This is a genomic window from Moorena sp. SIO3A2, from assembly GCF_010672265.1.
Lineage (GTDB): Bacteria > Cyanobacteriota > Cyanobacteriia > Cyanobacteriales > Coleofasciculaceae > Moorena > Moorena producens.
Window position 1 is genome coordinate 72,737 of record NZ_JAAHHC010000028.1, and the last position, 24,704, is coordinate 97,440.

Below are 24,704 nucleotides of genomic sequence, written 5' to 3' on the forward strand. Positions count from 1 at the left end.
CCAGACTCTTCCTTCACTTACGGACTCTTCTCTTTTTAAACTGGATCGGTCTTGCAAGGCGAGGTTGTATGATACTTGCGCACCGTTGCCACTACTTTTTGATTGTCGATTGGTTTGCTAAGGAAATCAGTGGCCCCAACGATTCTGGCTCTTACCCGGTCTACAATACCATCTTTAGCAGTCAGAATAATCACTGGTGTATTGGCAAACATTGACACCCGGCGGATCTGGGCGCACATTTCGTAGCCATTAACAATCGGCATCACCAAATCCAAGAATATTAAATCTGGCTTATGCTTGAGTAGCAAAGGTAGAGCTTGGATAGAGTCTTGGATTCCTAAAAATCGATAACCTGCTGATTGAATCACTTCCTTCATAATTTTACAGGTTTGGGGGTGATCATCAATACAGACTATTAATGCCTGATCAGACTTCTTCTGGGATTTTGGGGTTTGGGATTTTGGGGTTTGGGATTTTGGGGTTTGGGATTTTGGGGTTTGGGATTTTTGGCTACTAATGCCTGCCTTGGCGGGGATATCTACAAATTTGGGAGCGCTCAAGTCAGGCACTTCTACTAGTTCAATCAGTTGTTTCTTAATATAAGGATAAAGCGATCGCATCAGCAGTAACAGATCTCGTTTGAGCAGGGCTGCTATATCTCGCAGGGTGCGCTTACCGTTGATTAACGTTACCAGATTTTTGTAGGTAGCCACTGAGGTTTGCTGTTGCAAAACCGACTTTTGCAACAGCACCGGTGCATAGTCAGGAGAAACACCCTCCCAACCCATTTCTGACCACTGCTGCCAGACCTGTTGAACTTGCTTGATAGTTGGTTCTAGCTCTAACATCCACGTTTGTGGCAAAATCCCCTGCATAGAGGGACGTATTCCCAACTGGGCATTGAGCAAGAAATTGTCAGGCTTCTTTACCCTAGTTTCAATCGCGTTTGAGGACACAGAACCATTACTGGGTTGAATAAGGGTTTGGTCCGGAGAAACTAAGGTTAGGCTCTGGAGGATATCAAACAATATTTCTGCCACAATGCCTTGAATTACAACCACCGTCTGTTGAGGGTTGATCATTCGCTTCCGTGCTAACAGCACCATCAACTGGTAGTCCCAACAGGACCCTGGCTCTATCTTTTTCAGGGCAATCCGATTAGGATTAACCTCAGGACAATGATAGATTATCTGCCGACGCCAACGCCTAGTGGGATGAACACTGCCAGATGCCCATACCAAACGCCCATAGCTCAAGTAGAGGCTCCATTGCTGAGCAGTTGACACCTTCAGATCCAGTCGGCCAGTAAATTTTTCGTGACCGTAGCGTACTAGCTTAGAACTCAAGCTATTAAAGGTAGATTCAACCCTGGTTTTCATTGGCCCATAAATTCACGCAATTCTAAAAACGTGAGCATTCACTCTAACCAAAATTAAAAATTATTACAAATCAAGCGATTAAATACCAAGTAATTGTATTTATCATAAATTTTTGATCATTTCGATAGTAACTTGGTGTGATGAGCAAAGAGCAGATTTCCAAGACAAGCAAAATTTTACAATTAGCTAAACAAGGAAACCCAAAAGTCATCGCTGCCATGCTGAATCATAAACTTCAGCACGAAGGTATTATAGCTAAAGTTAAACTATACGATAGCTGTTTATTGGTTTTACTGGAAGCAGACCCCGCTCCTAAGCCAGGAGCCGTGGTAAGATTTATCTACCACACAATCAGCAAGCTAAAACCAAACTCAATTGATACCGTCAAAATTTTGGGGCGTAGCCTAACCGAGAAACAACCAGCATGGCGCAAACAAATTAAACTAGAAAGCATTCCGGTGGTGCTCGACTTATCTACTTGGCTAGAGTCAGGCTCAACGGTGAGAACTAATCAAGTTCATTATCCTGTCTCCTGGCAGAAAAATGAACATAATTTCCAGGGGAATCAAGCTCAATTACCTCTGGCTACCTCCGTTAAGGTCAGTGTTGATGCCCAACTTCCCCCCCAGGAGAAATTTTTGCGCTTCCAGGTAGGGTCTGGCAATGGGGCTTTGTTACAGGTAAACTACATCCAAGCAATTCTGAATGTGTCGGTTGCTGAAATTTTGCCAATTCCCCATACTGCCGATAGTGTGATTGGGATTTACAACTGGCGTAGTGAAATGCTGTGGTTGTTAGATCTAAACTATCTGCTAGGATTTCCTGCTGTTTGGCAACCCAAGTACATCTCCAGGACAAAAATCATGGTGATTGTACTTCAAGTCAACAGCAAACTGCTGGGACTGGTGGTTTCACAAGTGGAAGAAATAGAACAGCACCATTGGCAAAACTTACAACCCCCTGATCGATTATTGCCCCTCAGATTTGGACACTTTGTCAAAGCCTATCTTCCCGAAGCTAGTAGTATTATCTTAGATGCCCAACGAATTGTCCAAGCAGCAGTTGATATAAAGTATGAAGTATAAGTAAAATTTACGACTCTAGACAGATGTCAGAAGCACAATGGGATGATAATGATTCAGAACTGCTATTAGAAAATCACAATCTCCTCAAGGAGAATACTCCGCAATTTTTTAACTCTGCTCGCCCTAACCTAGAGGGATTTAAGGTTAACCTAGACAGGCTAAAAACTGATCTAGAGCAACGCCGAAGGGTAGATAAGTTAGACCTGAAAAAAAATTTGGAGCAATTTGAATCCTTTGGTCAGGAGGTTGAGCAGTTTACGGCAGGGGTGAATCTGGAAATTCAGCAATTGAAGCTTAGCTACGAAGAGGCACTCCAACAACAGTTCCAAGCCCAGCATGAAAAATTGTTAGAGCTGAGCAGATTAATGAGTGAAGCTGGGGACTGGGAAACCTTACTAAACAATACAGTGAATGGGGTACAACATCTAAGCCTTGCTGAGCGGGTGTTAATTTATCGCTTCAATTCTGCTCGCACCGGAATAGTTTTGGCAGAAGCCGTAGAACGGGGGTGGACTCCTGCGGTCGGGGAAACCCTAGATGCTACTGCTTTTGGGGCTGACTTGTCCACAGAGTATTTGCAGCAGTCAAGGGTAATTATCGATCACGTCAGCAATGATTCGGTCACTCCCTACCAACTCCAGCTGCTGGATAAATTTCAAGTTCAATCGAGTCTCAGCTTATGCTTGCCCGTATCGGGGAAAGCTTGGGGTTTGTTGGTCCTGCAGCAATGCCTGGTACAGACAAACCAAGACAGGTCGGTTCCATCCTGGACTCCACAACAGATTAATTCCTTTCAAACTATTGCCACAGAACTATCCCTTCACCTAACTACCCACGAGTTACGCACTCAGTTGCAACAGCAGCAGGCGCGGGAGGCAACTGTGGCGAAAGTCATTAACAAAATCCGCCGTTCTCTGGATATCAAGACTATTTTCCAGACCACTACTCAAGAAGTGCGACAGCTGCTCAACACTGACCGAGCCGTTATCTATCGCTTTAATCCCGATTGGAGTGGTGAATTTGTAGCAGAGTCTGTGGCTGGAGGCTGGATTTCTTTGCTTCAGAGCCAGACTCATAGTCCAACCCTAAGGGCTGATATCAGCGCATGCAGCATCCAACAATTGGCTACTCAACCAATTAATCAGGTCGATACTTATCTTCAAGAAACCCAGGGGGGTTCCTATAGTAGGGGGGAAACCTACCGGGTGGTGGAGGATATCTACAATCAGGAGTTCACCCCTTGTTATCTTCAAGTGCTAGAAAGTTATCAGGTCAGAGCTTATGTGATTGTAGCTATTTACCAGAATGAAAAACTCTGGGGATTATTGGCTACCTATCAAAACTCTGATCTCAGGCAATGGCAGGAGTCAGAGGTTAGCTGGATGCTAGAGATTGCAGCTGAGTTAGAAGTAGCATTGCAACACTCTGAGCTACTGGAGGCACAACGGTTAAAGTCTGAGGAATTACATCAAGCAGCAGAACGGGAAAGAGTATTGACTAAGGTCACGGATAAAATTCAACAATCCCAAGACCTACGCACTATTTTTAATGTTACCACCAACGAAGTTCGTAAACTCTTAGGGGTTGACCGTGTTACGATATATCGCTTCAATTCTGATTGGAGTGGCTCCTTTGTTGCTGAGTCGGTGGCTAGTGGCTGGAGCTCTCTAATCCAGGAACAGACTAATAATCCCCTCATCAACAAAAATATTAGTGAATGTATCGTGAAAACGGTGGCTGGAAATACCCCTGAGCAGTTTAGCCAGCAAGCCCCAACCATCCGAGATACCTATCTGCAAACCATCCAAGGCAATCTCTCTAGCCAAGACAAACCCTTCTGGGTGGTTAGTGATATCTACGAAGGGGATTTTTCAAGTTGTTATATCGAGCAGCTAGAGCGATATCAGGCCAGAGCCTATACTATTGTGCCAATTTTCCAAGGGGATAAGCTGTGGGGTTTACTGGCTGCTTATCAAAATTCTGAGCCTAGGGATTGGCAAGGGGAAGAGATTAATTGGATGGTTCAGATTGCGGCTCAGATCAGTATACCCTTGCAGCGAGCTGAGTATTTGGAACAATTGCGGACGCAATCCCAAAAACTAGCAGAATTAGCATCACAGGAAAAGGAGGCTAGGGAATTATTCCAACAGCGTGCTATTGATTTGCTTACAGCTGTCCGACCTGCTCTAGACGGTGACTTGACCGTTAGAGCTCCGATTACCAATGATGAACTTGGGACTATTGCAGATGCTTACAACAACACCATCCAGAGTTTACGGGAAATTGTGATCCAGGTACTCTCAGCTTCTGTCAAAGTCGCTGAAACTGCTACACAGAGTGAAGCAGCAATTACTAAAGTTTCCCAAGAAGCCCAGCATCAGTGTCAGGAGTTGACCCAAGGGATTGATCAAATCCAGAGCATGGTTAACTCTACCCAAGCCGTAACCGCTAGCGCCCAATCCATCGACCGAGCTGTGCAAGAGGCAAACCAAAAAGTAGCATCGGGGGAGACAGCTATGAACCGCACAGTGGAGGGAATTCTAGGAATTCGGGACAGTGTGGAGGAAGCCAGCCACCAAATTAGACAGTTAAGTCAATACTCCCAAAATGTTGACCGGGTATTGAATTTGATTAGTGATTTTGCCACCCAAACCCAGCTACTCTCCCTCAATGCTGCTCTCGAAGCCACCAGGGCTGGGGAGTATGGTAAAGGATTTGCGGTAGTAGCTGATGAGGTGCGCTCCTTAGCTCGACAGTCGGCCAAGGCAACTACGGAAATTTCTAATTTAGTTGCTGAAATCCGCACTCAGACCCGAGAGGTGATTAAAGTGACCGAAGTGGCGATCGCTCAGGTTAATACTGGCACGGAATTGGTAGAAGAAAGCAAGGGCAATCTAAATGCGATCGCATCAGCTACTGGTGAGATTAGCCAGTTAGTTGCAGGCATTACCCAGGCAACCCTAGCCCAACTGGAACAATCACAATCGGTCACCCAAACCATGAAAGAAGTTGCCACCATATCCACCAATACTTCTGAAGACTCTACCGAGCTTTGGGAGTCCTTCAAGGAATCCCTCACCACCATCAAAAATCTACAGGCAGCTGTTGAGCGGTTTACCGTGAACTAGTTATAGTGCTACGGGTGGGGAGTGTCGGGAGTGTGAGGAGTGTGGGGCGGCGGCGCGGGGAGTGTTAAAAGCCTGATCAGCTACTGGCGTGGTTTTCGCCACCAGCAACTATAAGGTAAATTCAAGTTTTTTACCCCGACTCCCGACTCCCGATTCCCGACTCCCGACTCCCGATCCCCTACTCCCTAAAAAAATGTCAACTATTGATCCAGAAACCTATCAATACTTTCTAGGCGAAGCCCAGGACTTGCTGCAAGTTATTGAACAAAATTTGCTGGCTTTGACACCGAACAAGCCAAAAAACCAACTTTATGACTTAATGCGAGCCACTCATACCCTGAAAGGCGCAGCTGCTAATGTCCGGCAAGACACCATAAAGAGTGTAGCACATTATCTCGAAGATGTCTTCCGGGCAATGTTAGCCCCTGAGGCAACCATTGATACAGAGCTAGAAACACTACTGTTTGAAGGATATCAGTGCCTGAGGATGGCACTGACCGCTGAAATGACCGGGGAGTTGAGCAAGAATACTGAGATTATCAACCGAGCTGCAGGGGTGTTTGCTAAACTGCAAGCTAAATTAGGAGATTGCTTTGACTATCAAGCCTCTCTACCCACATCAGCAGAACTTGGGTTTGATATTGTCCAATCTATCTTTGAAGTAGGAGTCAAGCAACGCATTGATCACCTAGCTTCCTTGTTGAAGGTTGGAAGTTCTGAAGGGTTACAGGTTGGCAGGTTGGATGTTGAAAGTTCTGAAGGGTTACAGGTTGGCAGGTTGGATGTTGAAAGTTCTCAAGGGTCACAGGTTGACAGGTTGCATGTTGAAAGTTCTCAAGGGTTACAGGTTGGCAGGTTGCATGTTGAAAGTTCTCAAGGGTTACAGGTTGGCAGGTTGCATGTTGAAAGTTTTCCAGACAACCTTGAACCTTCAACCGAAACTAACCTTGAACCTTCAACCGAAACTAACCTTGAACCTTCAACCGAAACTAACCTTGAACCTTCAACCGAAACTAACCTTCAACCTTCAACCGAAACTAACCTTCAACCTTCAACCCCCGATTATGATAAGGCTACGTTGATAGAGATTGCTGAGACCTTGCGAGAACAAGGTGAAATATTTGTAGGGTTGGGGGAATCCTTGAGCTTACCAGGGTTTAAAGCTATTGCCGAAAACACCCTCAAAGCCCTTGACGCTTACCCTGAACAGGTGATGGAAATTGCCAAGATTGCCTTAACGAATTTCCAGGAAGCTCATACTGCTGTCTTAGGAGGCGATCGCACTCGTGGAGGAAACCCCAGCCGAGGCCTTCAACAATTAGCTGGATCACAAGAAGAGTTACAGGTTGTTCGCGAAGCGTGGCCAAAAGGCCAAGGTTGGAAGGTTGAAGGTTCACAATCGTTGAAGGTTGAAGGTTCACAATCGTTGAAGGTTGAAGGTTCACAATCGTTGAAGGTTGAAGGTTCACAATCGTTAAATGTTGAAGGTTGGAACGTTGAAGGTTTTCCAGACAAACTTCAACCTTCAACCAACACTAACCTTCAACCTTCAACCAACACTAATCTTCAACCTTCAACCAACACTAACCTTCAACCTTCAACCAACACTAACCTTCAACCTTCAACCAACACTAACCTTCAACCTTCAACCAACACTAACCTTCAACCTGCTAACCTTCAACCTGCTAACCTTAAATCGGCAACAGCCCTTGATGAATTACTTGAGGAAACCTTTGGTAATATTCCTCTCGCGCAACAGCAAACTAATCAAGTGTTTCCTGAAGAGGAATCTCTTGAGGGAGATAGTATACTTCCAGATAGTATATTTCCAGATACTATATTTCTGGATGAATCTTCAGAAACCGTAGCAACAGACAATCTTAACCAAGCTCAGACTGACTCTAAGCAAGAGTCGGAGTTAGCGGTTAACTCTGAATCAGGAAAAGAAGTAAACCAAATATCAATGTCTCCTCCCGATCGGGAGTCTGGAGAGGCTGGTGTGCCTTCATTAGCAGAGGGCTCGATCAAGACATCGGCCACAGTGCGCGTTGATTTAGACAGTCTTAAACATCTATCTCACCTAGTTGGGGAACTACTGATTAACCAAAACCAGTTAGGATGGCAGGATGAAAACTGTCAAGGGGTAGTTGAAAAACTCTCCAATTGGCTCAAGCAACACCGCCACACCCTGACTCAACTGCGCACTCAGCTCAAGAAGCATTCCTCTAATCAGCAAATTTCTAAGCTCTGGGATTCGGCATGGGAAGAAACCCTGCAACTGACTCAAGCTACAGAAGACCTGAGCTTGTTAGCCACTACGGCTGCTGCTAGTGTGGAACGAGAACAGCGTCTATCAACTCAGCTGAGGGATACTCTTCAATCGGCTCGGACTATACCTCTGGAACATCTGCTTAAATCCTTTCCCTCCATGGTGCAGCAGTTGTCTAATGTCCATCACAAGTCAGCGGAATTGACCCTCAGTGTTAGTAATGTCCTAGTTGATAAAACCATTGCTGATTATCTCTATGATGCTTTACTGCATCTAGTCCGCAATGGTTTCGACCATGGTATTGAATCTTCCGAGGTTCGCCAACAAAGGGGTAAACCTGCTATCGGTAAGATTGAAATTCGTGCCTTCTATCAAGGAAATCGCACCATCATTGAAGTCACAGATGATGGTCAGGGACTGGACTTGGAAAAGATTTATAATCGTGCCGTGGAAACCAACCTGCTCAGTGTTGAGCACTTGGAAGCCCTGGGCGAATCACCGGAGCCAAATCAGCTATTAGACTTACTTTGTCAGCCAGGATTTTCCACTGTTTCTCAAATTAACGAACTTTCTGGACGAGGTATTGGCCTAGATGTGGTGCGCTCCCAACTGCAACGGATTAACGGTCGGGTAAAGGTTCGCTTCCAGCAGGGTCTTGGCACAACCTTTTGCTTGCAGATCCAAGAGGCCCTCAGAAATGCCAGGGTGCTAGTGGTTCAAGCTAGTCAGGGAGTGTATGGGTTTGTGGGTAATGACATTGAACAGATAGTGTTGCCAGCATCTGAGCACATCCAGATGGTGAATGATCAAAAAATCCTGAATTGGCATCACAGGGGGAATGAGTATAGCACTCCCGTTTACCAACTCTCATGCTTACTGGAATACTCATCCCAACAGGTATCGACACTACCAGCTTGGAATCCCTTGCTCACTAAACCCCAAGAGATTAATCCGATCCTATTGATGGCTAGCGGTGACGGATGGGTAGGACTAGAAGTGGAACAAGTACTCGAAGAGCAAGAACTGGTGATCAAGCAGCTGTCTAATGCGATCGCATATCCTCCCTATGTTTATGGTTGCAGTATTTTGGCCGATGGTCGTTTGACCCTGGTAATTGACGGTACAGGGTTACTTAACTATGTACAGCAGCTCCCTCAATCTCAGCCATCCTTGTTGAAGGTTGGCAGTTATCAAGAGTTGAAAGTTGGGAGGTTGAAGGTTGTTCGCGAAGCGTGGCCTATTGGCCAAGGTTCTGAAGAGTTGAAGGTTAGCAGGTTGAAGGTTGTTCGCGAAGCGTGGCCTATTGGCCAAGGTTCTGAAGAGTTGAAGGTTAGCAGGTTGAAGGTTGTTCGCGAAGCGTGGCCTTTTGGCCAAGGTTTTCCAGACAAGCTTCAACCTGATCATAGACAACCTGATAACCTTCAACCAGCTAACCTACCCTTCTCGAACGCCAAAGGCGAACAACCTGCCAACCTTCAACCTGCCAACCTTCAACCTGCTAACCTTCAACCTGCTAACCTTCAACCTGCTAACCTTCAACCTGCTAACCTTCAACCTGCTAACCTTCAACCTGCTAACCTTCAACCTGCCAACCTTCAACCTGCCAACCTTCAACCTGCCAAGCTTTCTAAAACCTTTTTAGTTGTCGATGATTCCATTACTGAGCGACAAAATTTAAGCCTAATTCTAGAACGAAATGGTAACCATGTGGTGCAAGCTAAAGATGGTTGGGAGGCTATAGAACTATTGCGCAGAAGTAGTGGTATTGATCTGATTATCTGTGATTTAGAAATGCCACGGTTAAACGGTCTTGAGTTTTTGAGTCTTAGTCATCAAGAGCCAGCTTTAGCTGATATTCCTATTATTATGCTCACCTCCCGTAGTCAGGATAAATACAAAAAACTTGCTACCGAACTCGGAGCTATAGCTTATTTGACTAAACCGTATTTAGACGAAGATATTTTAGCAACAATTAATAAAGCCGTCAGCGGTCAGCGGTCAGCGGTCAGTGGTCAGCCTAATGCTTAAAATAAACCTCAGCATTCAGTAGTCAGCGGTCAGCGGTCAGTGGTCAGCGGTCAGTGGTCAGCGGTCAGCGGTCAGTGGTCAGCCTAATGCTTAAAATAAACTTCATTTGGGATAATTTAATAGTAAGCGGTCAGCGGTCAGCCGTCAGGGGTCAGCGGTCAGCTTTCCGTAACTCTGATCAAACGAATGCTTACCTGTTTTATTCAAAATCACCTCAAGTAGCGTGGCACAGGCTTCTAGCCTGTGACCTAACCCATAAGCTGAAAGCTGAAACCTGATAACTGATAGCTGATAACTGATAACTGATAGCTGATAACTGATAACTGATAAATAATAACTGATAGCTGATAACTGATAGCTGATAGCTGATAGCTTACGGAGTAGGGATATGAAAAAAATTAGAGTTATTGTCTTTAAAATCGCTAAGTATTGGTTAGCATTACCAATGACAGTGGTCTTAAACGTTAGGGATTTTCCCAGCAACATTAGGGAGAGTAGCAGGGATAACAGACTAATTCATCTAGACAATCGAACCTTGACGCTGCTGCCTTTAAAACCAATACTGGTCAAACCTACCAAAGCTAAGCTACCGATAAGTCAAGGTTTAGGGGAAACCGCTGCTGTCACAAAATCCCCTATTGATTTATCAAATGTTGGCGAATTTTTGATCATCGTTAAAACTCCCGGGGGAGACGCCTGCGCCATTCCGGTTGAGCGGCTACCCACTATGATCGATTTGCCCTTATCAACGATTCGGAAATTGCCAGACTATTACAGTGAAACCTATCTCCTTGGTATGGCTAATTATGTCGCGGTGTGGCAATACGAAGCAGAAAAGTTAACGATTTTTTTGCTGGATTTAGAACGAGCATTGAGTGTTGCTATAGGTTATAGTTCAGGGAGTAGGGAGCGGTGCGACCCGTGGCGAATTTAATTCGCCTACGGAAAGCGCACCGAGGGAGTCGGGAGCGGTGCGACCCGTGGCGAATTTAATTCGCCTACGGAAAGCGCACCGAGGGAGTCGGGAGCAGGAATAAGGGAGCAGGGAATAGGTAATAAGGAGAAAAAATCTCTGTACATCATAGCTATGATAAACGCTATATATCAATCTCCTAACCTTAATGTATAGTGCTAGTATTCAGAAATAACCATAAAAATCTCCCCATTTCGCCATCGGAGTGTGGGAATTTTAACTGAAATTTTTACCTAATTGTAAACGTGAGATGCACCCCTCCCCATGCTACTGGAATTCGGATCACTTGCCGATTGTTGGATAATCGTTTATGAGAGCAAGGGTTAGCTCAAACACAATTACCAATTCAGTTAAGTAATTACTCCGAACTCCAACCAGATATAGCCGTAGTTATACCAGATGAACTGCAATACCTAGACCATGATCCCACACCATCATAAATTTATTTAATTATTGAAGTTGCCGATACTAACTTGAGGAGGGATTGTGAACTGAAAGCTAACCATTATGCAGAGGCGGAGATTGCTGATTATTGGGTAATTTATTTAACTAATCGTCAATTGCATGTTTTTCGATAACCGACTGAGCAAGGGTATCAAAGTCACTTAATTATGGCAGAGGATCAGACAATTTTACCGTTACAGTTTCCAGATTGTATATTGACTGTATCTGAAATGTTGCCACCAGTGATTCCGGAGTTTGTTGAGGGTTGAGGGTTGACTGTTTCCTGTCGATTCTTATCTATTCATAAAAACGTTAAATAGTTACTAGGCGATGGGAGTGTTGAATTGGTGACTGCAATGCTAGCTATTTCAAATTTATTTATCTAGATTATGTATTTTTCAGGATCTGATAGGTATAAAATAAGTAACTACCATAGCCCTAATAAAGATGTGAGAACCATAAATTTCGTGGATCTATAATTCCTATGTGAAAACGACTCTTTCGTACCTGTTATGCTAAATTTATTCATACTAAATAATGCCCAAAACCCTTGCTAGGAAAAATTTTGGACATTATTTCTAGTTAAGTTAGTTTATTTGAGGTATGAACTCTAGGTATAGCTATCTTTGAAGTTTTTGTGACTAACAGTTTTGCATTCTAAGTCTAGAAGAAGCTTCTAAACCTGGTGGCATACTCCCTGGATCTGGACCTACCTCATCTATTCCTTCTTTATCAGTGCCAGTCTTTGTTATTTGTTGATTAAATTTGGAAGTTCCAGTGTCAGTTTCTAGATTCTGAGCATTAATTTTTTGATACCCATCACCAAATGACCCAATAGATTTATAATCCTGAGCAGAAACATCACTACCAAGAGCATACCTTACTTCTTTAACTTGTTCTATTGCTGCATTAAGAACTTTAATTAGCATATCTATAAATTGAGAATTATTCATTATTAGTTATTGATTTAAAGGAAACAATGACTTGGCTACTCAGGATTATTAGCAATTTTTATAGACAATAAGAGATTAGCTGGCATCCTCTGAAGTGATGCCAAGTATGGAGCCACCTAACAAAATAGTGTTATAGATATCCCTCGATACCTAGAATTAATCCATCGGTCTTTTCTGGCTTAGCAATTAACTCGCGCCCAATTTCTGGGATTATATCATGTCGATCAGATATTTAATTCCCGACTCCCTCGGTGCGCTTTCCGTAGGCGAATTAAATTCGCCACGGGTCGCACCGCTCCCGACTCCCGACTCCCGATTCCCCATTCCCCACACATATCCTCTTCGCCACATGGAAACCAATCAAATAAGCTGTCATCTGCGTACTAATCCGGGGCAAGGGCACAGCAGAAAGGTCAGCCACATAGACATTAGCTGACCCGTATACTTTACCAGTATCTATTGCATTGTCGAGTCCTTTATCAATCGCCTTACCGAATAGGCATCCCCCCGACAAGTGCTGCTCCGACAGTAAAAACCTGCGACTGTAAACATCAACATACTCCTCAATCTGGTTCTCTTCGTAGGGCATCTTAGTTACCAGTCGCAAGAACCACTTAACTAACCAATGTGGCTGTTCTCCCAAGCCGTTCAACAGTGCCATGTGCTTGGCAATCTCACTGTTAGCTACCACTTTATCCTGATTGAAATGGGATTGTTCCTCTTCTCCAAAGAAATCTAATTCAATCCGAGAGTCGTCCCTTGAATAGCAACCCTCTTTAGCAGCATTAAACTTAATCGCCGCAGTAATCAAGTGGGCTTCATCATGCCATGGTTTGCCTTGAAGTAAGTTATAAAGTCCCCATAACAGGTTAATGATGAAATTGACTGCCTGAAGAAACACCCTAATCACGTTCTTGATGATATTAAACAACCAAGGTAACCTGATCACGAACTTCTTGAGCCAGTTTGGGAACAGGAACGCCAGATAAAGGTGGGCAATCATAAACCACAGCCTCTCAAAATTACCAGAAAAGAAATCGAAGCAGCAAACCGTTTCCTGTCCCGGTTGTTCTGGTTCTGGTTGCCATACCGTTGTAGCAAACACAGAGATGTACACATCCCGAGGGGTAACATCGATACTCTTATCCACCACGTAGAGACCCAGGGGCATGACAATATGGTCATTCACATGCTGCCCGATCAGATCGTTTCCCAATTCCTCGCGGTGAGACCAGAGCAGCCGTGGCGTCGCACCCCCTGCGCACATAATCACCTTTCCACCATCAGGAAGCAAAGACAAGCGTTCCGTCATCCCCGTGTCCAGGTACTTAACATGCACCCCCACACACCGTGGTTTTTGCCCTTGCTCCTTAGAAAACTCAAGTCTCTCAACCCTACACCTAGTCTTGATCTCCACTCCCTGGCCAAACCAATCGACAATGGATACTCCGCTGTGGGTTCGCTGCCCAAATGAGTTGAACTGGGTTGGAAAAAGGTGCAACAGGCCAGTATCCCTCACCTCCAAATTAGGAATATTGTCGATAGCGTCTGTACTGGTCACAAAACCAACCTTCTCAGCCGCCTGGAGTACTTGTTTAGTCACAGGTGACGGATCGGTTACCGGGTTTGGTCTAGCAAACTTCTGATTCAACTCTGCCTTCAGGCTGTCCCAATAGGCTGCCGTTTGACCAATATGTGTCGCCAGCCACTCCGACGACTCATGCATCATGGTATAGTTAATCGAGCCGCCACCACCCATAGTGCAGGCTCGCCCAGATATAATCGGAATTCCCTTGGGAGTCAGGGCATTGTGCAACTTGAATACCTTTTCCTCCGCGTAGGACTTAGTCCAGTTGTTCTGGTGGGTAATGTCGCTGGTAGTAAAGAAATCATCCCCCTCCTCCAGCACTAACACCCGCTCCCGGATAGACCTGTCATTACCAGCTTCTAGGTAATAGCTCAGAAACCCACAGGCTCCGTTACCAGAGCCAACCACGATCGTATCGTACATCATCGGAATGGTTTTTTAAGAAAATTATTTTATTATATCGAATAGCGAACAGGCCAAGAGTGTGGGAAGTATGGGAAGTGTGGGAAGTGTGGGAAGTGTGGAGAGATGGGAAGATGAGGAGATGGGGAGATAGCCAGATGAAATTGATGTGTAACCGTTTGAGTGCTAAGAATTGGATAACCTTAAACCTTGGCCAAAAGGCCACGCAATCGCGAACAACAAACCAACCTTCAACCTTCAACCTTGGCCAAAAGGCCACGCAATCGCGTTCAACAAACCAACCTTCAACCTTCAACCTTCAACCTTGGCCAAAAGGCCACGCAATCGCGTTCAACAAACCAACCTTCAACCTTCAACCTTCAACGGCCATGGCATCATAGCGACGCTCAAACTCAGCCTGAGTCAGCCTGTCACCGTTTTCCAGGGGAGGAATTGTTGGGTTGAGTGCGATTGGCCGTAGGCCACGCTTCGCGATTGACCGTAGGTCACGCTTCGCGAACGCATTTCGAGTCATGGTTTTTAGCATCCCACTAAAGAACGTTTAATACTTATGAGGTGCATTCAATTTTGTTACCCCTACTCCCTACTCCCTACTCCCTACTCCCTACTCCCTAATCAGTAAAAGGGATTCATCAAGACTTCTGAACCGCTGCCAGTAACCGCTGATTTTGAATGTCAGAAAAGAGTTCTTCGTAACGGTTGAGAGCTTGATCAAATGAATAATATTGAAGAGCATGTTGTCTACTTCTGTTGCCCAGTAATGTAACTCTTGCGGGATCCTTATACAACTCTAAGATTGTTTCTGCTAGAGTTTCTGGATCCTCTGGGGGAACAACAATGCCACCGCCGCTTTTTTTGACAGCTCTGGCAGCGGTTCCATTAGCAGGAACAGAAGCTAGGATGGGGCGACCACTAGCTAGCAGTACTTGGATTTTGGAGGGCATATTGAAAGAAATTACATTCTGCTTTTGTATTACCAACCCCACATCCGCTGCTGCTAGCATTTCCGGTAGTTTTTCCCGAGGTTGAAATGGCAGCAGCTTAACATTATTGGCGTCCCAAGTCTTACAGCACTGCTTTAGTCGGCCTAAAGCTTTCTGTTCTCCAACGATCACAATCACAATATCTCGAACGTGACGCACCCTAGATGCTGCCTTAATCAGAGTTTCTAAACCTTGAGTGAGGGCAATATTACCGGAGTAGAGTATAACGAACTTACCATTAAGGTTATGGGCAGTGCGAAAGGAGTTGTTTTCTTTTGGTAAAGGACGGATGAAGTTAACATCAACCCAATTGGTAATCTTCACAATTTTAGAGCTTGGCACACCCTTGCTGCGCAAGTTATCGGTAAAGCCATCAGCAATCACACTGATTTTGGTGACTGTGCGGTAAGCAAACCTTTCTACAACCTCTAATGCACGGATTAGAGGTTGGTTGCTCAGTAAGCCTACTTTAATAGCAGCTTCTGGCAAAATGTCTTGGAGATTTAGAATTACTGGCGTTCGGTGTATCCACCCCAAAATCACAGCTGGTAGGGAAACTAGCAGTGGTGGACTAGTTAAAATAATGATATCAGGGCGAGGAGAACTCAGAGCCTTGAGGAAGCTGGTAGCAACAAAGCTTGCCTCTAGCAATAATCGGTCGATCAAATTTGGTTTCGGGCGAATCCGCACATAACAGCGATCTACAATCACACCTTTGATGTGTTCGGTAAGATACAATTTTCCTCGATATCCCTCATAAATTTGACGTTGAGGATAGTTGGGCATCGCAGTAATGACCCGAACATCATGGCCTCTTTTGACCAACCCTTCTGCTAGTTCAGTCATCAATGGGGCAATCCCAATTGGCTCTGGATGATAGTTGTAAGAATATATTAGGATTCGCATAATCTCTAGTAGATGTTGCCAGCCGGGTGTAGACTCACCAAATTTGTGTATTGATTTATTGGCTTTAGCACTGAGAACTCACGACCATTGTCAAGTCAGGTTGGTGGTGCAAAATGCCCAATCAGGGATTTTAACCCTATAACTATTTATTCGGCTTCAATTCCATATTTTACGCCTGAATGACAGTTTTTGTAACAAAATTTAACATAAACACCCTTGACCAAAATATCATAATTGTGCATTACTAAAGCCTCTTTAAGAGCTACAGCAAGAATCTTTATGCCAATTCTGATTATGGCTGCAACTAATAAATCCTCCCTTTTGGTAATTGGTAATTGGTAATTGGTAATTGGTAATGAGCGTCTGATTACCGAGCTATAACTAGTTTTTGAAATCAACGGATAATTTCATTTACCAATAATTATATTTATATCGAAAAAAACACTTTTATTCATGGGTGCAATCCCGCATTTTCTGGGAAAATAGATTTTTTTTTCAGAATTTTTACGGATGGCATAGGAATTAAAAATTAATTAACAATTATTCTATAATCTCCAAAGTATTTTTATAAAAAATAAGTAATATCATTTCCAAGCTGCGTCGAATTGTATAGCATTTTTCATATCCAAGCTGCGTCGAATTGTATAGCATTTTTCATAGCTATGAGGTACACATAGGGAGCAGGTCAATTTTGTAAGAACACTTGAACTATAAACGCTTGAACTACAGTGTTTTCGGGGTTTCAGTAGCAGTTATGAGTTATTTGAGTACATTTGGCGAATTTGACATGCTCCCTACACATAATTTTTTGGCGTTGCATGATTCTGGGATAATTTTTAATTAATAAAAAAGTTAAACTTTAGCACTCTCATGAAATAACTGAGTATAAATTGCCCTAATTTTCAGTCTAATAGTATTGAAAAAATGGTCACATAAGGGGGGAGAAAATTATCAATGTAAGAGCTGTGCTCGCCAATTTATTTAGTCTTATTCAAAATTATGTTATTCTCAAAAAGTTGGCTCTCCTATACTGATTATAGTAAATGAGTAGGTTAAATGAGCTTAACCCCTTAAATAGCAAGGGATTCAATCAAATAAAAATACATTGTATTGATGCAGTCGCTCATGGGGTAAACCCCCAAGACCGCTTAGGTGCGCTTTTATTAAAATTGCATTTTTAAATTACTCAAAACCTTAATTAGTAAGGGCTATGGCGATTATTTTATTATACTAATTTATCCTAGCCACCCTAGGAGAGCAAAAAAGTTAAATAATACTGTTTAACTATGTACCTAAAGGGGAAGGGTTTTAGGGCTATTGAAAGAATTCATAAAGTCAATCATAATACAGGAATTAGTTGGGTGAAGCAGATTGGTAATCAGCTACCTGATTATCATAAAAATTACAAAACACCACAAGTGGGTAAACTAGATTAACTGCAAACATTTATAGCAAAAAAAACTAAAATTTTGGTATGGACATCTTTAAACAAGGATTCCGATGATATTTGATAATATTTAATAGGATAATAAAGGGCAAACCCTTTTTAAAAAAATCATAAAACAATCAATAATTTTTATTGCTATTTGATTACATATGGATATAAAGTTTACCATCAATTTAGTCCAAATGGAGACCAGAGCGTTAGTAAAAAATCAATGACAATGGTCGAAGGATAGAATAGTCATTTGCGTCATTATCTAGCGCGATCACATCGTAAAAACTTTTGTTATTATAAGTCAATATAGATGTTATAGTTGTCAATAAATTCATGATTGAATATCTCAAAAACAAAAGGATTACTAAATTAATTTCAGTATTAATTTCAGTTTAACATTTGGGAGGGATTATGAAGCGATCGCTATCGAAAAAAACTCTAAATCATCCCACAGTAATGCAACGCCAATTTTTTAACTATTCCCTGTTCCCTATTCCCTGTTCCCTATTCCCTGTTCCCTATTCCCTGTTCCCTATTCCCTGTTCCCTATTCCCTGTTCCCTGCTCCCTATTCCCTACTCCCTGCTCCCTATTCCCTACTCCCTGCTCCCCATTTTGCCAAGTATTGACTACAATTTTCTAGGATGGCTTTGGCAGGTGTTTTAGCTTTGGACTTCGTCTACTAAGCAGGGAGTACACCTTGGCATAACGTTGTGACCAGTTGCTCAATACCAGAAGGGGGTAGTGGTTTTATGCCTAGAGTAGGATAGTGTTACTGGTCACTTATTTGACCAAGCCATGGGGCACTTGGGAAATCTTTGTTTATATAGCTCTGGTAAGGTTTCCCCGAGATAGTCTTGCTAAGTAAGCAGCATAAATCATTCCAGGAGAAAACGATGACCATTTCTCGTGTAAAAACAATTTTAGCGACCGTGTTACTCAGCACAGTATTGCTGGTAACATCCTGCGCTCAAAAAGCCCCCTCTCGTTTTGACCAGGCACAACAGGCCAGCAGCCAGGCTAGAAGTGGTCAGGCTGTTACCAAGAATGCCACTCAAGGGTCTCAATTCAACAAGTTTTTCCCACCATCAGGGGGTGGTTATCAACGAGTATATACCCAGGAGAAAAAAGGTTTTGCTCAAGCCAAGTTGAAGAAAAATGGCACTGAGGTGGCAGTTCTCTCAATTTCCGATACCAGCAGCATTCCTACCACTGCTGCCAAATATCAGCAAAGTGGTCAAACCATTGCTGGTTATCCAGCCCGGGAAATTGGTTCCACTCAAACCGCTATTTTGGTCGGTAAGCGCTACCAGGTAAAGATCCAATCCCGAGATCCGTCGTTTACCGCTAGCGATCGCAAAGCCTGGTTAGCAAAATTTAACCTCAGTGGTCTTGCCCGACTTTAGTAAATAAATGCTACAAGGAAAAAGGTGAATGGGGAATAAGCATCCTCAATCACACGAATCACGGGTGAGTAGGTCATTAGTCATCAGTCATTAGTTATCAGTAACTACGATCAGTAACTACGATCAGACTCGGTGTTGGTCACTCAGGACTAATAACCAAGGACTAATGACCAAGGACTAATGACTCGAAGGTATCAGATTGTAAAGGAGTCTGAGTGTGAGCAAAGCAATTTTTGAAATCGTTGATGATCTGCCAACGAAGAACCTGACCATCTCGGCGCTGAAGTCTCTAGACTTTGTTGTGCCTGGAGAGTGGGAAAATTTAGTGGGATTTGAAAATACCATTCGTGCGATCACTGGTGAAGAAGACGAAGAGGTAATTCAGGAAATTGGCGATCGCGCCGTCTATCTGTTCAATGACCGCTCCCAGGGCTACCAACGAGCGCTGTGGATTTACCAAACCATTGATAGCACTGGTACGGCTTTGGGTACAGCAGCTTTAGCGAACAAGGTTGGTGAAAAAATTCCCTTGTTGGGTTTCTTGAACAGGTTGACTCCGAAAGCTGACAAAGCCCAAACTATCGATCTGTCCATCAAAGTGGTAGGGGAATTGATCGGCTTTTGCCAAATTAATGGTCTGCCTGGGGATAGCATTGGTGACTTTGTGGGTGCCTTAGCTGACTATAGTGGCGCATCTATAATGCGTATGGCAGCACTGGTTTGTTTTGATGGTCTGATTCCCCTTGGTCCTGACTTTATCATGGGAGTACAGTCAACTCTAGAGCGTCTAACTCCCAACGAGTTGGAAGAAAGTGGGAGTTTCAAAGGGATCCAGGATGCGATTCCTGGGGATGATTCCGAAGGCAAGCTCAACTTTATTGGTCAAAGCTTTGAATCGGTGAAGGGATGGATGAGTGATTTCGTTACTGACCGAGGTGTGACCCCAGAACAAATCGCTAATAACTTGCAAAGTTTTATTGAGTTTTCTGATGACAAGTTAGACTATCTCGCCGCTTTTCTGGATATGTCTACTAACTATTATGAACACACTGGCATTCAAAGTCTGGCGCGTAGCTTAATTGAACGCGCCGCAGCGGAAATCTAGCACCATTTACGCATTAGTAGACAATTACGTTCGTCAGACAGACGTTGGTAGGAAACTTCGTCTGTCAGCTGATTCATAAACATCAACCCTCTGCCTCCTTCTTTTTCTAAAGGGTCATAGTCCTCTTGGCAGAGGGATTCCAGCTTGGATTGGAAATCAAAAGGCTGTCCATAGTCCCAAAGCCGCATTTCTAATCCATCAGTAAATAACTTTAACTCCAGCTCTATTACTGTAGTTTTAGGTAAATGTCGATGAGCATGGCGTACTACATTAGTAAATCCTTCCACCAAAGCAATTTGACACTGCTGCCAAAATTGCTGAGGCAGTAGGTCAGAAGTGAATTCCTCAAACCACTGTAATACATCTTTGACTTCACTCAAGTCTGTTTGGACCATTAGACGAGATTCTCGAAGCGGTTTTCCATTGCACATTAACCGACTGAGTTTCCAGGTTTTATTAATAAGCACCACTATTTTGTAAGATAAAAACAACAATGACTCTTCTGCAACACGGAGGTTCCGATCATCATGTCGATGCAGATCGGTCTAGTGGGAACCACTATATTAGCCTAAATTGATCGAATTTGATGGTACTTTTAAAAATTCTGGTGTTTACACGGTCTATGGCATTAGACTTCGCGGCAGTTGTCGGGAACTTCGGACAAGGGAACTTTGGATCAGCGGACAATAATTGAGAAAGACAGGATCACAAAAATACTTTGACAAGAGGTCTATTCTAATCTACTATTAAAAAATAGTTTTCGGTTCCAAGGTAAGCTAGGCTGGCATTTCATAAATTACCATCACCTTCCCCAGTAGGGGCGAAGGTGATGGGTCCAAACTCATCTAACCATAAAACTACATTCCATCTTTACGAACCACCACCAGGATAGTTTTGAAGATAATTCTGATATCATGGGCTAAGCTCCAGTGATGTTGGTATTTTAAGTCCATTTGAATGATATCTTCAAAACTACGGATTTTTGAGCGTCCATTCACCTGCCACTCACCAGTGATACCCGGTTTTACGTTTAAACGTTGCCACTCGGGAACCTCATATATTTCTACTTCATTGACTGTTGGTGGTCTTGTACCTACTAAACTCATCTCCCCTTTCAGAACATTCCAGAACTGAGGCAGTTCATCCAAGCTGGTTTTCCGTAAAAAATGACCTACTCTGGTGATTCTGGGGTCATTCTCATTCTTAAAAACTTTGCCATCAGCTTGATTTTTAACTTTCTCTTTTAGCTGTTCAGCGTTAGCACACATGGAGCGAAATTTCCAGATCCGAAACCGCTTTCCCATCCAACCACAACGGATTTGACCAAAAAAAATCGGACCAGGGCTATCTAGCTTAATAGCAAGGGCAATGGGAAGAAATAAAATACCAGTAATTCCCAAACCCACGATTGCACCCAGAATATCGATTAATCGCTTCACCGGAGATCTAACGGAGGGATGGGTTGTTGGTAAGTGATTTACTGATTTGTTGGTGCTTAGTGTGGTACTATTATCTGATGGTTGTATGGTTAACCTTTGGTCTAGTCCTGTAATGACCAATACAGACATGACTTGGGGAGTGACATTTTTAAGCAACGTTTTAACCCCTTGTTCTAGGGCGCTTTTGTGATTACTCACTAATGCACCGATACCACTGCTATCGATAAAATTAGTCTGGTGAAAATCAAATATGATTGTTTCAGGCAGAGGAATTTTTTGGAGAAGCTGCTGGAATAGTTGCTTAAACTCCACAGCTTCTAGTACACTGACACGACTGGGTAATTCCACCACGGGAGTATCTTGTGAGAACACTACCAGGAAATTGTCGCTCTTGACTGAATCAACCATCATAGAAGAAAAAGGGCTAGATTTTAACCTATAGTCTTGACCATTATTTTGTCCTAGAACGCTAGGATTCGCCAAAAAAATAGTCAAATATTATGAAATCTTTGAAAATCTGAACATGCTCTGTGGGACTCAAGCAACTGCCCGCCTGATCGAAGTTTTTTCTGCTATTCAAGGAGAAGGGCTAAATGTTGGCACTCGTCAGATCTTTATCCGGTTTGCCCTATGTGATCTAAGATGTCATTTCTGTGACAGTTTCCATACCTGGGCTGTCCCTCCTCAATGCCAGGTGGAACAGACTCCCGGTAAGCGTGATTTTGAAACTTATCCAAATCCAGTCCCCCTGCGATCGCTACTGAAATGGGTTGACAGACAAAATCAACATCGATTGCACGATAGCATTAGCCTCACTGGTGGTGAACCTTTACTTCATACTCCGTTTCTGGTGGAATGTCTGCCTGAGCTACGACAGTTAACTGGATTGCCCATTTACCTAGAAACTGGCGGTCATCGTCCTGAAGAGATGGCAAGGCTTTTGCCCTATTTGGACTCAGTGGGTATGGATATTAAGTTGCCCAGTGTGAGTGGAGAAAACAGATGGGCTGCTCACAGGGAATTTCTCAAGCTGTGCCACAACTCATCAGTGGAGGTATTTGTCAAGTTAATTATTGATTGCCACACTGACCCCACGGAGTTAGAACAATCTGCTGATTTGGTAGCAGCGGTTAGCGCGGAAATTCCAGTATTTCTGCAACCAGTGACTCCGTTGGAGGGGTCTGGGCAACCAATAGTTGCTCCTACTCCGGAGCAGGTTTTGGCTTGGCAGGCTTTAATGAAGCATTCTCTTAAGCAGGTAAGGGTGGTGCCTCAGACCCATAAAATTATCGGTCAGCTTTAGGGGTCTGTTGAAAGTTAGCTGGTTGAAAGTTAGCTGGTTGAAAGTTAGCTGGTTGAAAGTTAGCTGGTTGAAAGTTAGCTGGTTGAAAGTTAGCTGGTTGAAAGTTAGCTGGTTGAAAGTTAGCTGGTTGAAAGTTAGCTGGTTGAAAGTTAGCTGGTTGAAAGTTAGCTGGTTGAAAGTTAGCTGGTTGAAAGTTAGCTGGTTGAACGCGATTGCGTGGCCTTTTGGCCAAGGTTGAACGCGATTGCGTGGGCTTTTGGCCAAGGTTGTTCGCCTTTGGCGTTCGGTGAAGGGTAGGTTGTTTGCGTAGCGTGGCCTTTAGGCCAAGGTTATTTTAGTTGAACGCGATTGCGTGGCCTTTTGGCCAAGGTCAACAAACAACAGTCAGCAAACAACAGTCAACAAACATACAGTTAACAAACATAAAGTTAACAAACATAAAGTCAACAAACATACAGTTAACAAATAACCATCAACAAATAACCGTCAACAAACATACAGTCAACAAACATACAGTTAACAAATAACCGTCAACAAATAACCGTCAACAAATAACCAACAGTTAAGTCTTGCCTAGACATCACACTACATGGTTGTGCCTTCTCCCTTGGCTTTGGCTTGGGCTTTGGCTTTAGCGGCACTGCGTTTGAGAGCAGAGAGCCGGTCTTCGTATCTGCGCCGTAGACGACGACTAGGGGTGATTTCAATTAAGGTTTTCAAGGCACTGCCTAGACTCTTGTAGGCATTGGGTAGGGTATAACCAAAGCGAGTAGCTAGTGCGATCGCTTTTTCGTCAGCTTCGATAGCATATTTGAGGTTTTTCTCCCCATTGTTTTTTTGATAAAGTCGCCAACCTGAGACTCCGCATAGGGCTAATGCTAACAGCAGCAGTAAGCCATCTTGTACCCAGAGTTCCCCGACAGCACCCCCTAAACCAATGGCTAGGGCTGCCATTTCCCAGCCTTCTTTAGGAATTGTGTCATTTTGAATCCGGGCAACTTCATGCCAAAACAGGAGGTTACGCTGGTCAAGGGCGAGCTGCTCCCATTTAGTTAGGTCAATTTGAATTTCCACCTCGTCTGAACCTAGTTCTTCACAACGAACCAAGGGGGGATTGACTTCTGTTGACCCTTCCACCATCACCCAGCTTTGTAGCTCTGGTGGTAGTAAGGTTTTTAGTCGTCGGAGTTCACTCATTTCTGCTCTAGCAGAAGACGCTGCATAGGATGTCATTCATATCCTCCTACAAAAAACTTTTTCAAATTGAGCTGTTTGTGACCGGACAGTATCGACGAATTCGATTTACCCAAGTTTAAGATGTTGTGTACTCGACGAGAGTGAACTTCGAGGAAGCTAACTATCAGTAGTACGTCAAACTAATCCCTAAGGGTACTACTAGGCACTAAGCGCTTCGCCCATGGTCTTCTCTTTCTGTATTTAAATTTATAGTAGCGTTTCAGGGCTGACAGCTCAAAAACCAGATTAACCCATTACCAATTATCCCCATTACCCGATCACCCTATCTTCAGAATTTTCACCAGTAAATTAAGATTGCTTTGACACTCCCCGGTCATTAGACGCGGGGATTCTTAGATCAACGAGCCGCCGTAAACCGCCGAGTTCCAATCTTTGACGCCGCCAAAAATAGGACAATGCTTAACCAAAAACCCGTGAAAACACCAAGTCCCCAGTCAATTCACGACAGACCTAGAGGGCAGTTCTCCTTAAGCGTTGGAGTACTTCCTGGAAGTGCCTTAAAAGTCCGTTTCCCTTCCTTTTCCTCAAGTTCCGGTGTGCCCCACCGTACTTTGCGGTGCGCTTGACCTTGGCGAATTTAATTCGCCAAGGTCAAGCA

General features: G+C 43.7%; 20 protein-coding genes and 2 pseudogenes. 12 read left to right on the forward strand and 10 right to left on the reverse strand.

Annotated features, from left to right (window positions below; all coding sequences use genetic code 11):
- Window positions 1-35: 35 nt before the first annotated feature.
- On the reverse strand, window positions 36-1,379 hold the full coding sequence (locus F6K64_RS25770) for a response regulator (protein ID WP_008187610.1): 1,344 nt from the start codon (window positions 1,377-1,379) through the stop codon (window positions 36-38).
- Window positions 1,380-1,519: 140 nt separating this feature from the next.
- On the opposite strand from F6K64_RS25770, the gene F6K64_RS25775 reads away from it, so the two are divergent.
- The 5 genes from F6K64_RS25775 to F6K64_RS25795 all read left to right on the forward strand — a co-directional run bounded on the left by F6K64_RS25775 (window position 1,520) and on the right by F6K64_RS25795 (window position 10,823).
- Window positions 1,520-2,464, forward strand: coding sequence for a chemotaxis protein CheW (locus tag F6K64_RS25775; protein ID WP_287266760.1), 945 nt, complete (start codon window positions 1,520-1,522; stop codon window positions 2,462-2,464).
- Window positions 2,465-2,487: 23 nt separating this feature from the next.
- Complete coding sequence (locus F6K64_RS25780; RefSeq protein WP_008187615.1) at window positions 2,488-5,592, forward strand: GAF domain-containing protein; 3,105 nt, start codon at window positions 2,488-2,490, stop codon at window positions 5,590-5,592.
- A gap of 88 nt (window positions 5,593-5,680) precedes the next feature.
- Window positions 5,681-9,889 (forward strand): response regulator, encoded by a 4,209-nt coding sequence (locus F6K64_RS25785; protein WP_287266761.1) that lies wholly within the window; start codon window positions 5,681-5,683, stop codon window positions 9,887-9,889.
- A gap of 53 nt (window positions 9,890-9,942) precedes the next feature.
- On the forward strand, window positions 9,943-10,167 hold the full coding sequence (locus F6K64_RS25790; protein WP_081473260.1) for a hypothetical protein: 225 nt from the start codon (window positions 9,943-9,945) through the stop codon (window positions 10,165-10,167).
- Between the two features lie 110 nt (window positions 10,168-10,277).
- Window positions 10,278-10,823: a hypothetical protein gene (locus tag F6K64_RS25795; protein WP_154659870.1), complete on the forward strand. Its 546-nt coding sequence runs from the start codon at window positions 10,278-10,280 to the stop codon at window positions 10,821-10,823.
- A gap of 5 nt (window positions 10,824-10,828) precedes the next feature.
- Here F6K64_RS25795 and F6K64_RS25800 read toward each other — a convergent pair whose 3' ends face one another.
- The gene (locus tag F6K64_RS25800) at window positions 10,829-10,972 is read right to left on the reverse strand and encodes a hypothetical protein (RefSeq protein ID WP_154659871.1); all 144 of its coding nucleotides are present in this window, start codon (window positions 10,970-10,972) and stop codon (window positions 10,829-10,831) included.
- 342 nt (window positions 10,973-11,314) lie between these two features.
- Between F6K64_RS25800 and F6K64_RS38410 the strand changes: the two genes are divergently transcribed.
- The gene (locus F6K64_RS38410; protein WP_353814930.1) at window positions 11,315-11,440 is read left to right on the forward strand and encodes a Uma2 family endonuclease; all 126 of its coding nucleotides are present in this window, start codon (window positions 11,315-11,317) and stop codon (window positions 11,438-11,440) included.
- A 507-nt stretch (window positions 11,441-11,947) separates the two neighbouring features.
- Here F6K64_RS38410 and F6K64_RS25805 read toward each other — a convergent pair.
- On the reverse strand, window positions 11,948-12,259 hold the full coding sequence (locus tag F6K64_RS25805; RefSeq protein ID WP_008187623.1) for a hypothetical protein: 312 nt from the start codon (window positions 12,257-12,259) through the stop codon (window positions 11,948-11,950).
- Window positions 12,260-12,530: 271 nt separating this feature from the next.
- Window positions 12,531-14,273, reverse strand: coding sequence for a GMC family oxidoreductase N-terminal domain-containing protein (locus F6K64_RS25810; protein WP_044494138.1), 1,743 nt, complete (start codon window positions 14,271-14,273; stop codon window positions 12,531-12,533).
- A gap of 110 nt (window positions 14,274-14,383) precedes the next feature.
- Between F6K64_RS25810 and F6K64_RS25815 the strand changes: the two genes are divergently transcribed.
- A complete protein-coding gene (locus F6K64_RS25815; protein WP_502708070.1) occupies window positions 14,384-14,650 on the forward strand; it encodes a hypothetical protein in 267 nt (88 codons plus the stop codon).
- Here F6K64_RS25815 and F6K64_RS39105 read toward each other — a convergent pair.
- Window positions 14,638-14,721: pseudogene (locus F6K64_RS39105) on the reverse strand (Uma2 family endonuclease); the annotation flags it as partial. The gene F6K64_RS25815 and the pseudogene F6K64_RS39105 overlap by 13 nt on opposite strands.
- A 181-nt stretch (window positions 14,722-14,902) precedes the next feature.
- Window positions 14,903-16,159: a glycosyltransferase family 4 protein gene (locus F6K64_RS25820; RefSeq protein WP_008187629.1), complete on the reverse strand. Its 1,257-nt coding sequence runs from the start codon at window positions 16,157-16,159 to the stop codon at window positions 14,903-14,905.
- A gap of 1,592 nt (window positions 16,160-17,751) precedes the next feature.
- Here F6K64_RS25820 and F6K64_RS39110 point away from each other — a divergent pair.
- The 4 genes and pseudogenes from F6K64_RS39110 to F6K64_RS25835 all read left to right on the forward strand — a co-directional run.
- A pseudogene (locus F6K64_RS39110) lies at window positions 17,752-17,901 on the forward strand (IS1 family transposase); the annotation flags it as partial.
- Between the two features lie 107 nt (window positions 17,902-18,008).
- A complete protein-coding gene (locus F6K64_RS25825; protein WP_131827051.1) occupies window positions 18,009-18,239 on the forward strand; it encodes a hypothetical protein in 231 nt (76 codons plus the stop codon).
- 253 nt (window positions 18,240-18,492) lie between these two features.
- Complete coding sequence (locus F6K64_RS25830) at window positions 18,493-19,002, forward strand: hypothetical protein (protein ID WP_008187636.1); 510 nt, start codon at window positions 18,493-18,495, stop codon at window positions 19,000-19,002.
- Between the two features lie 217 nt (window positions 19,003-19,219).
- A complete protein-coding gene (locus F6K64_RS25835) occupies window positions 19,220-20,107 on the forward strand; it encodes a hypothetical protein (RefSeq protein WP_008187638.1) in 888 nt (295 codons plus the stop codon).
- On the opposite strand, the gene F6K64_RS25840 is transcribed toward F6K64_RS25835, so the two are convergent.
- Both F6K64_RS25840 and F6K64_RS25845 read right to left on the reverse strand, forming a co-directional pair.
- Window positions 20,104-20,502, reverse strand: coding sequence for an ATP-binding protein (locus F6K64_RS25840; protein WP_008187640.1), 399 nt, complete (start codon window positions 20,500-20,502; stop codon window positions 20,104-20,106). The two genes, F6K64_RS25835 and F6K64_RS25840, sit on opposite strands and share 4 nt — an antisense overlap.
- Before the next feature lie 462 nt (window positions 20,503-20,964).
- Window positions 20,965-21,954: a sugar transferase gene (locus F6K64_RS25845; protein WP_044494201.1), complete on the reverse strand. Its 990-nt coding sequence runs from the start codon at window positions 21,952-21,954 to the stop codon at window positions 20,965-20,967.
- A gap of 115 nt (window positions 21,955-22,069) precedes the next feature.
- Here F6K64_RS25845 and F6K64_RS25850 point away from each other — a divergent pair, with 115 nt between their 5' ends.
- Window positions 22,070-22,849, forward strand: a complete 780-nt coding sequence (locus F6K64_RS25850; RefSeq protein WP_008187645.1) for a 7-carboxy-7-deazaguanine synthase QueE — start codon at window positions 22,070-22,072, stop codon at window positions 22,847-22,849.
- On the opposite strand, the gene F6K64_RS25855 is transcribed toward F6K64_RS25850, so the two are convergent.
- Window positions 22,833-23,081 carry a pentapeptide repeat-containing protein gene (locus tag F6K64_RS25855; RefSeq protein WP_287251150.1) on the reverse strand — a complete coding sequence of 83 codons (249 nt, stop codon included), beginning with the start codon at window positions 23,079-23,081 and terminating at the stop codon, window positions 22,833-22,835. The genes F6K64_RS25850 and F6K64_RS25855 overlap by 17 nt on opposite strands.
- Before the next feature lie 353 nt (window positions 23,082-23,434).
- Entirely contained in the window at window positions 23,435-24,082 is a 648-nt protein-coding gene (locus F6K64_RS25860) for a DUF3318 domain-containing protein (protein WP_008187651.1), read from the reverse strand.
- Window positions 24,083-24,704: the final 622 nt, after the last annotated feature.